Source organism: Sphingobacterium corticibacterium (assembly GCF_004208525.1).
In the GTDB taxonomy this organism is placed as follows: Bacteria; Bacteroidota; Bacteroidia; order Sphingobacteriales; family Sphingobacteriaceae; genus Sphingobacterium; species Sphingobacterium corticibacterium.
Map to the genome: position 1 here is coordinate 1 of NZ_SGIT01000005.1, position 11,866 is coordinate 11,866.

12 protein-coding genes are annotated in these 11,866 nt (G+C 40.4%); 3 read left to right on the forward strand and 9 right to left on the reverse strand.

The window, feature by feature from the left end:
* A partial coding sequence (locus EWE74_RS21240) for a hypothetical protein (protein ID WP_206365301.1) occupies positions 1 to 284 on the forward strand: 284 nt, incomplete at its 5' end.
* 115 nt (positions 285 to 399) lie between these two features.
* Here the strand turns inward: EWE74_RS21240 and EWE74_RS18490 are convergent.
* Genes EWE74_RS18490 through spt form a run of 5 tightly spaced genes read right to left on the reverse strand, consistent with a single transcriptional unit; the run spans position 400 to position 4,883 of the window.
* Positions 400 to 810, reverse strand: coding sequence for a GtrA family protein (locus tag EWE74_RS18490; protein WP_130143153.1), 411 nt, complete (start codon positions 808 to 810; stop codon positions 400 to 402).
* The gene (locus EWE74_RS18495; RefSeq protein ID WP_130143154.1) at positions 794 to 1,492 is read right to left on the reverse strand and encodes a CDP-alcohol phosphatidyltransferase family protein; all 699 of its coding nucleotides are present in this window, start codon (positions 1,490 to 1,492) and stop codon (positions 794 to 796) included. Before EWE74_RS18495 ends, EWE74_RS18490 begins: the two co-directional genes overlap by 17 nt.
* A gap of 10 nt (positions 1,493 to 1,502) precedes the next feature.
* Positions 1,503 to 2,495, reverse strand: coding sequence for an NAD-dependent epimerase/dehydratase family protein (locus tag EWE74_RS18500; protein WP_130143155.1), 993 nt, complete (start codon positions 2,493 to 2,495; stop codon positions 1,503 to 1,505).
* Positions 2,496 to 2,548: 53 nt separating this feature from the next.
* On the reverse strand, positions 2,549 to 3,670 hold the full coding sequence (locus EWE74_RS18505; protein WP_130143156.1) for a hypothetical protein: 1,122 nt from the start codon (positions 3,668 to 3,670) through the stop codon (positions 2,549 to 2,551).
* A 4-nt stretch (positions 3,671 to 3,674) separates the two neighbouring features.
* Positions 3,675 to 4,883 carry a serine palmitoyltransferase gene (spt, locus tag EWE74_RS18510; protein WP_130143157.1) on the reverse strand — a complete coding sequence of 403 codons (1,209 nt, stop codon included), beginning with the start codon at positions 4,881 to 4,883 and terminating at the stop codon, positions 3,675 to 3,677.
* Positions 4,884 to 5,238: 355 nt separating this feature from the next.
* Here spt and smpB point away from each other — a divergent pair, with 355 nt between their 5' ends.
* Positions 5,239 to 5,694 (forward strand): SsrA-binding protein SmpB, encoded by a 456-nt coding sequence (gene smpB / locus EWE74_RS18515; protein ID WP_130143158.1) that lies wholly within the window; start codon positions 5,239 to 5,241, stop codon positions 5,692 to 5,694.
* 10 nt (positions 5,695 to 5,704) lie between these two features.
* Here smpB and EWE74_RS18520 read toward each other — a convergent pair whose 3' ends face one another.
* Genes EWE74_RS18520 through EWE74_RS18530 form a run of 3 tightly spaced genes read right to left on the reverse strand, consistent with a single transcriptional unit; the run spans position 5,705 to position 8,606 of the window.
* Complete coding sequence (locus EWE74_RS18520; RefSeq protein ID WP_130143159.1) at positions 5,705 to 6,106, reverse strand: acyl-CoA thioesterase; 402 nt, start codon at positions 6,104 to 6,106, stop codon at positions 5,705 to 5,707.
* A gap of 18 nt (positions 6,107 to 6,124) precedes the next feature.
* A complete protein-coding gene (locus tag EWE74_RS18525) occupies positions 6,125 to 7,927 on the reverse strand; it encodes a MutS-related protein (RefSeq protein ID WP_130143160.1) in 1,803 nt (600 codons plus the stop codon).
* A 22-nt stretch (positions 7,928 to 7,949) separates the two neighbouring features.
* Positions 7,950 to 8,606: a protein-L-isoaspartate(D-aspartate) O-methyltransferase gene (locus EWE74_RS18530; protein ID WP_130143161.1), complete on the reverse strand. Its 657-nt coding sequence runs from the start codon at positions 8,604 to 8,606 to the stop codon at positions 7,950 to 7,952.
* Between the two features lie 367 nt (positions 8,607 to 8,973).
* On the opposite strand from EWE74_RS18530, the gene EWE74_RS18535 reads away from it, so the two are divergent.
* Complete coding sequence (locus tag EWE74_RS18535; protein ID WP_130143162.1) at positions 8,974 to 9,837, forward strand: DUF4886 domain-containing protein; 864 nt, start codon at positions 8,974 to 8,976, stop codon at positions 9,835 to 9,837.
* A gap of 26 nt (positions 9,838 to 9,863) precedes the next feature.
* Here the strand turns inward: EWE74_RS18535 and EWE74_RS18540 are convergent, their stop codons facing one another.
* On the reverse strand, positions 9,864 to 11,861 hold the full coding sequence (locus EWE74_RS18540) for a calcineurin-like phosphoesterase C-terminal domain-containing protein (RefSeq protein ID WP_130143163.1): 1,998 nt from the start codon (positions 11,859 to 11,861) through the stop codon (positions 9,864 to 9,866).
* Positions 11,862 to 11,866 lie beyond the last annotated feature (5 nt).

The following is an 11,866-nucleotide window of genomic DNA, read 5'->3' on the forward strand; positions in this document are numbered from 1 at the left end:
CGGCCCGGACCGAAAAAATTGTAATCTCTTACAGCTCTCGTCCCTCTAAAGGACTCCTGCTGCGCTACATGATCATATATCTTAAAGAACTTCTCTCGCCGCCGCTTCGCGCTTTGGCATTTATATCGATACAGCTAAACGCCGTATGGATCCTCTCTTTTTTTAACCCCTTTCGGGTTGGCAAAGGTAAGGAAGTTTCACGAAAACAAAAAATATTTTTCCCAAAATTTCCGCCCCGGGTAACCGGTTTGCCTGGCCTCCCTCGCGGAGTGGTGCAAAGGTAGAAACTTTACATATTCTATCCAAACGTCTTTCTATTTTTCACAACCTCAAATGCACAATTAACTGATTAACTGCAATATATTTTTTCAAAATATTACTGCAACATCCTTCGTTATATTACTTATTAAATACCCAATATTTTTGCATCAAAAAATTAAAGCCAAGCGACACAAAAATCTCTACTGCAATTTTCGAGTAATAGGGATTTGCGGAAAGATGACCTACCAAAAAAAATATACCTGTTGATTTCAGAAATATACTACCTATAACAACTACCACAAATTTTGCCAACTGCTTACCAACAGGTGCATTGGTCTTCTCAAAAGTCCAATACCTGTTAACTGTAAAATTGAGCACCGCCCCTAAAGAGCCACTAAGAATGTTCGATATATAAGGTGTAAAACCTAAGATTTGTATACCAAACGTGTAAATCGAAAAGTCGAATAGACCTCCAAGAAAAGCAGACACCTGCGCTTTCCCGAAGGAAAGAAAAAAGCCACATATTTTCGCGCTACGCTTCTTCCTCATTTAGAGAAACCTCCTTGTTCTTTTTTTCCGCCCAATCTCGCTCATCCCCCATATTCAACAATTTTTTGGTATCTACACAATTAATAACAAACAGCGCAATACAAATCATGATCACCAAATAATTAATGCTTCCGACAAAAAGAACTTCACTCAACAATACGGCGCATATAATAACACGAATCTCCGTGGGCCCCAATAATCCTGCATCAATAGTGTATTTATCCGTTATACGATACCGCAGTTGCGAAATAATCATTGCCCAGCCGTATAAAGCGACAAGCGCAAAACCTGAATACTTAAAATCGCCAGAAGCATAAAACACATATCCCAACCCTATCATCACGGTACTGATCCAGTCCATGACGATATCTAATGCGAAGCCATACCACTTACGCGATTTATTTCGATAGTACGCGATACGGCCATCCAACGAGTCTCCAAACCATTGTACAAAAAAACCTATAATTCCCAGCAGCAACCACGGACGAGCGACATATTCAGCCAACAGAAAACTTCCTAGTATCATAAATGATCCGAAGAGTCCGATGCCTGTTAAACCGTCTGACGAAATCCAATTTGGAACGCGTGGAACAAAATAAGAAATCAATTTTTGCTCCGAAGAGCTTAAAATATTTGTTCTCTTCCGATCTTGGAAAAGCTTTTTATTTATTTTTTGACTCATGTTGCCGTCTTTAAAACCAATTATTTTGTTTATACCACCGTAAACTATCCGTCAGCCCTCTATTCAAATCATATACCGGCCGGTAGCCCAACACTGTCTCCGCATGACTGATATCACAGGCCCAATTCTCTGCCGTCAACTCTCCCAGACGTTCCGGATAAATAACCGGTGTTTTCACAGAGTTGCTATATAACCACTGGGAGACATGTGCTACACTCTTGACTATAGCATAGGGAACGTGGACACGGACCAGCTTTTTACGAAATGTCTGCTTAAATATTTCCGCCATCTCGTAACGGGAATAAACATTTCCATCCGAAATATTAAAAATATCCAGTATTGTTTGCGAAGAAACGCAGGCTCGCAATAAAATCTCCACCAAATCTTTCACGTACACGAAAGAAAGCTTTTGTGGAGCTCTCCCAACATAGGCATCAATCCCCTTATTCATGGTATTGAAAAGAATAAACAAGTCTTTCTCTCGTGGACCGTAGACTGCCGTAGGACGAATAATAGAAATCGGTTTATCCGCAAACTTTCCACGGATCATCTTTTCTGCCTCCCGTTTACTACGACCATACATCGTCACGGGGCGATAAGGTGTGGATTCGGTTATCGGACCATCCAGGTAAGATACTGGTCCAATAGCGGCCAGACTGCTCACATACACCAGTCGTTGAGGAGGATTGGGAGATTGAAAGGCTGCTTGCAGTAGCCTTTCCGTTACACCTACGTTTGCATCCATCATTTCAACTTCTGATTTTGCCTTTGTCATTGCTGCTGCATGAATAACATAATCATACTTTTCAGAAGCGAATAATGTTGCCCACGAATTTATCTGATTAAAATCGGGATAAACGAATTTCCCAACAAAGGGGTTAATATCTGTAATCTGACTTGATCTCCGCACCGCAGCGTGAATTTCATAACCGGCTTCATATGCTGCCGACACTAAATGAAACCCCACAAAACCACTTGCTCCGGTTACTAAAATCTTTTTCATTACCTTATTTTATTCTATCGGCTAATGCGTGTCCAGTTGTGGGAACAACATATTCATGTCGATTTTTCATACAGACGATAGCGCTTATAGAAGTCTGCATTAATTTGCTCAATGGCATGGTTCATCATATAATTGTCGTCTAACATCCACGAACACTCTGCAGCTTCTATCCCCGATGGGATTGCATTTTTTATAATACGGCCATACAGGCAAGCTTCTATTCCCAATTTTCTATATCCTTCTATAACCCCTAGCATTAAAACCCGAATCATTTTGATCTTTTTCAGGCCAAAAAGCAATTTAAAGATACCAAATGGCAAGAGCCTACCCTTTTTTATACCAATCAAAATTTCGTTAATATTCGGAATCCCCAAAGCAAAACCGACAATCTCCTCTCCTCGTTCTGCTACAATACAATATTTGGGATCCACAATCATTTTCAACTCTTTAGCGGTATAATCAAACTCCTCATCCGTCATGGGAACAAAGCCCAAATTTTTGTCCCAAGCTTTATTATACACCGCTTTTATTTTCTTCGCCTCGTTCGCGAAATCTTTTAAATTGATTTGGCGCAACACAATGCCGGATCTCTTTAATCTTTCTTCTAATCTTTCCAAAAGAAGCACGGAACGTCGATTGGCTGTTTCGGTTCTTACAAGATAAGCACGTAAATCTACTTTCTTACTGTAACCAGCACGCTCCATCAGCTCTAAATAATACGGAGGGTTATAAGGCATCATGACCATAGGTGGTTTATCAAATCCATCCACCAGAAGCCCACAAGTGTCATTCGTTGTGAGATTAATGGGACCTACGATACGAGTACCTCCTTTGGATTTAACCCATTCAGCAGCCGTATCCAACAAATTATTCGCCACTTCTTGGTCATTAATGGATTCAAAGAAACCAAATTGCCCTTCCGTTACGTCATTGAATGTATTATGGTTGGTATTCCATATAGCCAAAACGCGACCAACCATCTGCCCGTCTTTATAGGCAAGAAAGGGTTGCGCAGAAGAATGCTTATAAAAAGGATGTTTATCTGGAGAGAGTATGTCCCGCTGTCCTAAAAACAACTCCGGTACGTAATTTGGATCATTTGCATACAAATTATGCGGCAAGTCGATAAATTGCGCAATTTGCTTTTTCGATTGGACAGGAACTATCTTTACCATTCCCTTAATTTATGAAAGACTCAACCTCTAGCGTCTTGAACACTTTAGACATCTTATCAACAGCCTCGTCAATTTGATCAAAAGTATGCGTCGCCATTAAGGAGAAACGTATAAGCGACTCCTCAGCAGGTACCGCCGGCGCAACAACCGGATTAACAAAGACACCATTATCCTGAAGTAATTTAGTCACATAGTACGTTTTATCATTGTTACGGATAAAAATCGGCAAAATCGGACTTTCAGTCTCTCCTAGATCGAAACCTTGGTCAAGCAAAAGTTGCTTTGCATACGCTGTATTTGCCCACAATCTTTCGATATGTTCAGGTTCTGTCTCGATAATTTCCAATGCTTTTAATGTAGATGCTACTGAAGCAGGTGTCATGCTGGCACTAAACATCAATGAACGTGCACGGTGCTTTAAATATTCAATAGTGTCCGCATCCGCAGCTACAAAACCACCCAATGACGCCAACGATTTACTGAATGTTCCCATAATCAGATCGACTTTGTCCGTCAAACCGAAATGAGATGCCGTACCTGCACCTCTCTCTCCTATCACCCCCAAGCTATGCGCATCATCACATAAAATAGCCGCATCAAACTCATCGGCCACAGCAACTAATTCGGGCAACTTTACAATATCTCCCTCCATACTGAAAATACCGTCTGTCGCAATTAGTTTGAAGCTGTCTTCCGGAAGTCTTGCGATCTTACCACGCAAATCCTCCATATCATTATGGGCATATTTAATAACTTTAGAAAACGACAACCTGCTTCCATCGATAATAGATGCATGATTTCTGTCATCCAATAATATATAATCATTCCGTCCCGTCAGACACGAGAGCGGTCCTAAATTAGATTGAAAGCCGGTGCTAAATAATATAGCTGCCTCCTTACCTACATAGGCTGCCAGTTTTTCCTCCAATTCCACGTGGATATCCAATGTTCCATTTAAAAAACGGGATCCAGCACAACCAGTGCCATATTTTTCCAACGCGTCCTGCGCAGCCTTTATGATCCTCGTATCTGTTGTCAACCCTAAATAAGAGTTTGAGCCGAACATCAACACACGTTTGCCATCAATCAAAACCTCTGTATCCTGTTTTGACTGAATCGGTCTAAAATAAGCATAGAGATTATTAGACTTAATGGGCTCTAGTTCACTTTTTAGGAACTTAGATGTTCTTTCACTTAACTTTCCCTTACTCATGTTGTAGGTGTTTGTATTATATGTGACATAATTTCTTAATCCAACCTAACTTACCTTTTGACTATTTATATTCAATCGTCAAAAATAAATTAAAAAAACGAAAATATACAATTTCCTTTCCAATCAAGCTGTTAACCACCATGTTATTAATTGGCACCCCCTTTCAGAATCTTTTTTGCATACTTTCCGTCCAAAAAAATCGGAGCAAACATACAAAATTCTCCCGATTCCCTACCATGGAAAAACCATATAAATATCATAAAATTAAATTATTGTTAAGATATTAGCAACAGTTTATCGCGAAAAGTTCTATAAACCTATAAAATCATTATTTTTGCGTCTAAATCAATTTGGAATGGCTATATCGGCAAATATAAATATCAAAAATAAACGCGCATCTTTCGAGTACCACTTATTAGATAAATATGTGGCCGGAATATGTTTATTGGGTACAGAAATTAAATCTATTCGAGAAGGCAAAGCGAATATCAACGATAGTTTCTGTTCTTTCTTCGAGGATGGTCTATACATTCGAAACATGCATATTGCCGAGTATTCGTTTGGTTCTTTCTATAATCACGAGGCAAAAAGAGATCGTCAGCTTTTGTTGAGTAAAAAGGAACTGAAAAAACTAAAAGAAAAAGGCGAGGAAAAAGGTTTCACCATCGTCCCCTTACGTATTTTTATCAACGAAAGGGGCTATGCAAAAGTAGAAATCGCTTTAGCGCAAGGTAAAAAAGATTTCGATAAACGGGAGACCATCAAAGAGCGTGAAAGCAAAAGGGAATTAGACCGTGCAATGAAAAGGTAATGAGATGTTGTTACTCCAAATCCAATCCTTGTACAACGGGAATAGGCTGTTTGTTATCGTCCAACGCCACAAGGGTAAACATTCCCTGAATAGCCAGTTCCCGACCTTCTTCATACATCTTTTCCAAAAAAACTTCTACTTTTACTTTGACACTTGTCCGCCCTACGCTATGTACACGTGCAATAGCCTCGATAATACTTCCGTTTGGTATAGCTTTCTCAAAGTCAATCCGATCCGTTGACACTGTCACCAGACGCTTGCGACAAAACCGCGTTGCCGCCATAAACGACACTTCATCCATAATCGCCATGGCCTTCCCGCCAAATAACGTATCGTGGTGATTTGTCAAAAAAGGAAACACAGTCGTACATAGCCGTGTTTCTGATTCTTCTATTCTTTCTTCTAATGTCATTTTTAGAGTGATTCGTACCTAGGATTCCACGTCAATTCCAATACCTTTCAGCAATAATGATGCATTGAAAATGGTACAGCGTCCATGTTTTAATTTATAATCAAAAAGCATTTCGCCTTCTTCTACACGAATATCAAAATGGTAGTTTTGTACCTTACCTACATTTTCCTCTTCCAATGACGCCAATTGTAAATCGTGCGTCGCCACCATTCCTTTACCTTCCATTGCAATCAATTTACGGATAATGGCTCGGGACCCAAGGTATTTATCCACCGAGTTAGTTCCACGCAACATCTCATCGATAAGAAAAAAGCTATTTTTATCCTCCTTCACAGTATCCAAAATAAACTTCATTCTATCCAATTCTGCTTTAAAAGTAGAAGTACTCTCATTTAAAGAATCTCTTATCCGCATATAGGAAATAAGGTTATATATAGGCAATTTAAATCTCGCGGCACATGTTACTGCTCCGGCGTAAGCCAAAACCGCGTTAATGCCGATGGTTCGAAGAAACGTACTTTTGCCTGCCATATTTGACCCCGTAATCAAAGCAATACGGTGGTGCGCGTTATTATAGTCATTCGCTATAGATTGGCCTGAGGGAATCAGAGGGTGTGAAATTTCCATTGCTAAAATTTTATCTGCTGCTGTATCGCTTAGCAATTCGGGGTTAGCCCAAGAAGGATGGTTACGCTTTAATATAGCCAATGAATTTAGCGCTTCAAATCCTGCAATAACATCAAAGGCTTCCAAAATATCTGCTTCGTATCTCGATTTCCATTGTACAATCTTCATGACATATTTAAAGTCCCACAGCAAGATTATATTGAGGATCGCACCCATGAGCATATTATTTCGCGCATCTAGATTATTGATGAGTGTTGACAGTTCCCGAAAGGCAGTAGAAAGCGGCTTGCCTCCAATACCTAATTGTTGTTGCAAACGTTGGTTTTCTGCCGCTTCAAATGTTTTTTCTTCAATCAATGTCAATCCTTCCGCATAGGCTGCCAAAATTTGTCCGACTTTATCTATCCTGCTAGAAAACAACCCGACTTTGCCAGCCAATCCCAGCGTCCAAAACAAATGTATTAATCCCAATAACGACAATCCCGTCCATATAGGCGTCACTAGCAGCGAAAATAATACGCCCGAAATTAAGACATAAGGAGCGGCAGGCACGTACAAACGCATAAATACATTACCAAATGCTAAACTAGATCCTTCAAAATAGCGTAACAAAAAAGATTTGACTTCTATCTTCTGATGGATATTAAATAGGAGTTTCGACTGGAAGTTCTGGCTCCAATCTAGATCCTCGGCTATTTCGGCTACCGCTTTTTGTCTACCTTCTATCTCCTGTTTCGTGGCCGTACCTTGCAGCCAACCCGCTAATTTAGCAATGCCCAGAGCTGTCGCACATCGATTGATCAACGAAAACAAAGAGAATTGGCCAAAAACATCTAAATCTGATGTATAGGGATGGCGACCATCTTCAAAGTTTGTACCATCGCTATAAAGTGTCTGACGGGTATTCCGCAACCTTATTTCATTTTCATTAACCTTTAGAAAAGCCTCCGCATCGGCATGTTGTTTTTCCAATTTACTCTGCCTTCTTATTAGAAACGCAAATAGGAATACAATAACTAAAACAGCTAATAATAACAACAACAGATTTTCCTGTTGAATCAGATAAAATAATAAACCACCGCCTCCAATTATGACAAATAAACGGGCAAAACTATTTTGATTTATCGATTTATGCAAACGCTGGATTTCGTCCTTCGCCCGTTGAATGCGTTCTTGATATTTGTTATAGATCATTCTTATTAATACTTCTTACCACTTACCAAGCCTGGTCTCCTACGAGTGGAACAAAACGGAATGTATCCAGTTCTATACGCTCAAAATCATTTTCTCCTACTCGCAAGATCGTTACCATTTTTTGGAATTTCTCATCGCCTACCGGAATAACCAATAGCCCTCCGTATTTCAATTGTTTCAGCATCACTTCGGGTACAAAAGGCGCCCCAGCAGTTACAATAATTTTATCGTAGGGTGCGTGCTCAGCAATACCTCGTGAGCCATCCCCCAAGAAAAAATGTGGTTTATATCCCATGTAAGGCAACACCTGAATGGTTCGACCGTATAAACTTTCCTGGCGCTCAATAGTGTATACGTCTGCCCCTAATTCCATCAAAATACAAGTTTGATAACCCGATCCGGTTCCGATCTCTAATATTTTGTCTCCTTTTTTAACGTGGAGCAACTCGGATTGATAAGCAACGGTATACGGTTGAGAGATAGTTTGACCATCACCAATTGGAAACGCAATATCTCGATAGGCCTGATTCCAGAAGGTCTCATCAAAGAAAAAGTGACGAGGCACTTTTCCAATAGCCTGCAATACCCGCTTATCCTCTATTCCCCGTTTTTCCAGATGTTTTACGAGTTGTTTCCTCGCGCCTCTTTCCCGATAGTTGTCTACAAACTTATAAGCCATTATACCCCAAAAATACCATTGTTAATAGACATTTCATCTATTTATTTTTCTTTTTAATGGCTGATGAGAGCTCGAATAAATAATCATTCCCTTATATGTTAATGCTATTTACATCTCGGTTTCGTGTATTAAAGTACAAAATGTTTTAGTTCAATACGATAAAAAAATGTAGTTTCGTTATATTGCATTTGTTATTTCCACTTTTGCGGTCAAAAGTGGAGCAAAACTCGTCGCTTCAAATGTTTTACATGTGTGGGATAGTACTAAAAATAATTTTGTACAGTTTTAAAACATTTGGATGCGACATTTTATGTCAAAGGTGGGCCGGTGTTCTTAACACTTAAATACTGTAAAAACACAATTAAAAATGAAAAAACTGTATTTCTTTATTCTTTTATCCATCAGTGCGGTATCTATTACTTTTGCGCAAAGCGTAAAAGGCGACCGCAACGGCGACGGTATTGTCAAAATTTTAGCGATAGGCAATAGTTTCTCCGAAGATGCCATCGAAAATTACCTGTACGATCTGGCAACCAGTACTGATAAAAAAACAATCATTGCCAATCTGTATATCGGCGGAGCTCCGTTGTCGTTACATCTAAAGAATGTTAACGAGGATGCGAACAAATATCGTTATCGTAAAACTGGGCTGGATGGAAAGAAAAATACCACACAGGACGTCAGTATATCCCACACACTAAGCGATGAAAACTGGGATTATATAAGTTTCCAACAGGCCAGCCCACTTTCAGGAAAATACGATGTGATCATGGAAAGCTTACCGGAGCTTGTAAACTATGTGCGAGAAAAGGTAAATCCTGAAACGCAATTTGTTTATCACCAGACATGGGCTTATCAACATGACTCCGATCATAAAGGTTTCGCAAACTATAATCGTGATCAGCTCACCATGTACAAAGCGATTGCTGAAGTTTCTAAAAAAGTATCCAAACTCGACAAGTTTAAATACATCATTCCTGCGGGTACAGCTATCCAAAATGCACGTACCAGCTCCATGGGCGATACTTTTACCCGTGACGGCTATCACCTCCAATTAGATTACGGTCGTTTTACCGCTGCTTGTACTTGGTATGAGAAGATTTTTGGAGAAGATGTACGCAAAAACTCCTATAAGCCGGAAAAGGTAACGGAGCTACAGTCAAAAATAGCGAAAGAAGCTGCACATAAGGCGGTTAAGAAACCGTATAAAGTTTCTAAGGTGAAAATGTAAAAGTAAGCCGAAGGGAAAAATAAAAACTAAGTCATCTGATATCCGAACGCTTTCGGTCTGACCATCGTTTCCCGATACAACCTACCGAAGCGATCGGTGACTTTTATCTCCAACGTACTCATAGGCGACGATGCTTTTACTTTAAACATATGTGCGGATTTGGTCGTTACAAAGTCTGCTGTTGGTACAGCATTCACGTTGAGCCGCTGCGCCGAATAGGAAACAATATGTAACGGATCCAGAACAGAGACTCGCGTAACTGCTAGAGTTTGTCCATTTTCCGTGACTTCTATTTGCCAGTTTTTATCATAGTTCCAGACATTGATTAATACCTCATTGTTTGCGTTTTCCGCAGCGTATTCTGCGGCGTAGGTATTCCATGCGGAGCCTGTATAATTTGGTGCGAAGATCTCCTTCGTGATATGGCACTTATTTAGGTCATACGCTCTGAATTGATAATCCGCCGGGTGACCGATGCCTTTGTATGTCCATTTTAAATCGCTCCCATCCATTTCCCATATAGCGTAGCCTCCCGGTGTACCATCTTTGCATATATGATTCTGGGCTGCATAACTAGGGTGTCCTGTCCACCACCATGTCGCACAGACCGCAGCCGTATTATGTTCCATAATAGCAGGTGTAGCATCCCGTTCGATATTATAGTTGATATGCGTATGTCCAGTCAGCACGTGCACTTTCGTAAATCCAGTTAGCGTATCGACAAATTCCTGCGCATTGCTAAGGCGGTAGCCCGTCGTCTCGTTTCCACCGGACAATCCTGGATTTGAATGGAGCTGTATATGCATCGAAATCACGAGCGGTGCATTCTTATCCGATATCGTCGCTAAATCTTTTTTTAACCAAGCGATTTGATCGGCAACAACCTTTGCATTGTAGTTTCGGTTATTGGTATTGAGATATTCAATGTTGTCCAGTACGACATAGTGTACTTTTCCGATATTAAACGAATAATAAGTAGGTCCGATGACATCCCGGAATCTGTCTTCGGCTCCCCAATCGGCAACAAAATTCGGGTCGTTATCGTGATTGCCCATCGTGTTGAACACCATCGTATTAATTTTATTCATTTCTGTAAGATACTGCGGAAGGCCAAAACCGAAATCGTCCCAGTAGGTTTCCCATGTCATATCACCTAGCGTCAGGGCATACACTTTAGTACCCGTATTCTTATATGCATCAATAGTTTGATTGACATCTTTCAAGAGGCCCTGTTGAAACTGATCCACATCTCTTGTATTACTTCTATTGGCCAGATGCATATCGCCCAACACCATAAGAACGTGCTTGTCGTTATTTACAGCTGTCAACTCAAAATCTCTAGTTTCTACCACATTGGCCGCTTGGTTAAGCCGTTGAAAAAACTGTGGTGCTTTTCCAGTTGTAGCTACCTCATAGTTACCCGGAATAGATACGAAAACATATTTCCCTTTTTTGGCTGAAGGCAGATAATAAATACCGTTTTCGTCGGTTTTCGTTACTTCAAAGCCATCAGACACGACCACGTTGGGAAGACCGACACCGGCAGCATAGACGGATCCTTTTATGGTCATACCTTCTTTGTCAGGAATATGGGCGTTAAAGTATATATTGATCACTGTCGAGCCTAATATGGACGACTGTGCACCACGTTTTACAGTCACCCTATACGTGTTTCCAGAGATTAAAGCTTCCGGCAAGGCAATAGTCATATTATTATCCGTGACCGCCTTCGCATCAACCGTATGTCTGTTGGTCAAATATTCGAATATAATCTGATCTCCTTCCGCAAATCCCCTACCTTGAATAACCAGATCCGCTCCCTTATTGGTATCAATGCGAGCAGGTATAACAGCACCCATAATAGCCAGTTTGCCATCAACATTTCTATCGGGATCGGGAGTTGGTTGGGGATCGGGTTGCGGCGAAGATTTTGAGCAACTATATAAACTAAATGTTAATCCAAGACCGGTAATAAAGGAGTTCTGGATAAAAGTACGGCGAGTATAATGGCGGCTTTTTTTCATATTTA

What these genes read in the sequence shown, in the direction of transcription:
- EWE74_RS18490 (WP_130143153.1), bottom strand. Translation starts at nt 810, where the DNA reads ATGAGGAAGAAGCGTAGCGCGAAAATATGTGGCTTTTTTCTTTCCTTC.
- EWE74_RS18530 (WP_130143161.1), bottom strand. Translation starts at nt 8,606, where the DNA reads ATGGCTTATAAGTTTGTAGACAACTATCGGGAAAGAGGCGCGAGGAAA.
- EWE74_RS18525 (WP_130143160.1), bottom strand. Translation starts at nt 7,927, where the DNA reads ATGATCTATAACAAATATCAAGAACGCATTCAACGGGCGAAGGACGAA.
- EWE74_RS18495 (WP_130143154.1), bottom strand. Translation starts at nt 1,492, where the DNA reads ATGAGTCAAAAAATAAATAAAAAGCTTTTCCAAGATCGGAAGAGAACA.
- EWE74_RS18505 (WP_130143156.1), bottom strand. Translation starts at nt 3,670, where the DNA reads ATGGTAAAGATAGTTCCTGTCCAATCGAAAAAGCAAATTGCGCAATTT.
- smpB (WP_130143158.1), top strand. Translation starts at nt 5,239, where the DNA reads ATGGCTATATCGGCAAATATAAATATCAAAAATAAACGCGCATCTTTC.
- EWE74_RS18535 (WP_130143162.1), top strand. Translation starts at nt 8,974, where the DNA reads ATGAAAAAACTGTATTTCTTTATTCTTTTATCCATCAGTGCGGTATCT.
- EWE74_RS18500 (WP_130143155.1), bottom strand. Translation starts at nt 2,495, where the DNA reads ATGAAAAAGATTTTAGTAACCGGAGCAAGTGGTTTTGTGGGGTTTCAT.
- EWE74_RS18540 (WP_130143163.1), bottom strand. Translation starts at nt 11,861, where the DNA reads ATGAAAAAAAGCCGCCATTATACTCGCCGTACTTTTATCCAGAACTCC.
- EWE74_RS18520 (WP_130143159.1), bottom strand. Translation starts at nt 6,106, where the DNA reads ATGACATTAGAAGAAAGAATAGAAGAATCAGAAACACGGCTATGTACG.
- spt (WP_130143157.1), bottom strand. Translation starts at nt 4,883, where the DNA reads ATGAGTAAGGGAAAGTTAAGTGAAAGAACATCTAAGTTCCTAAAAAGT.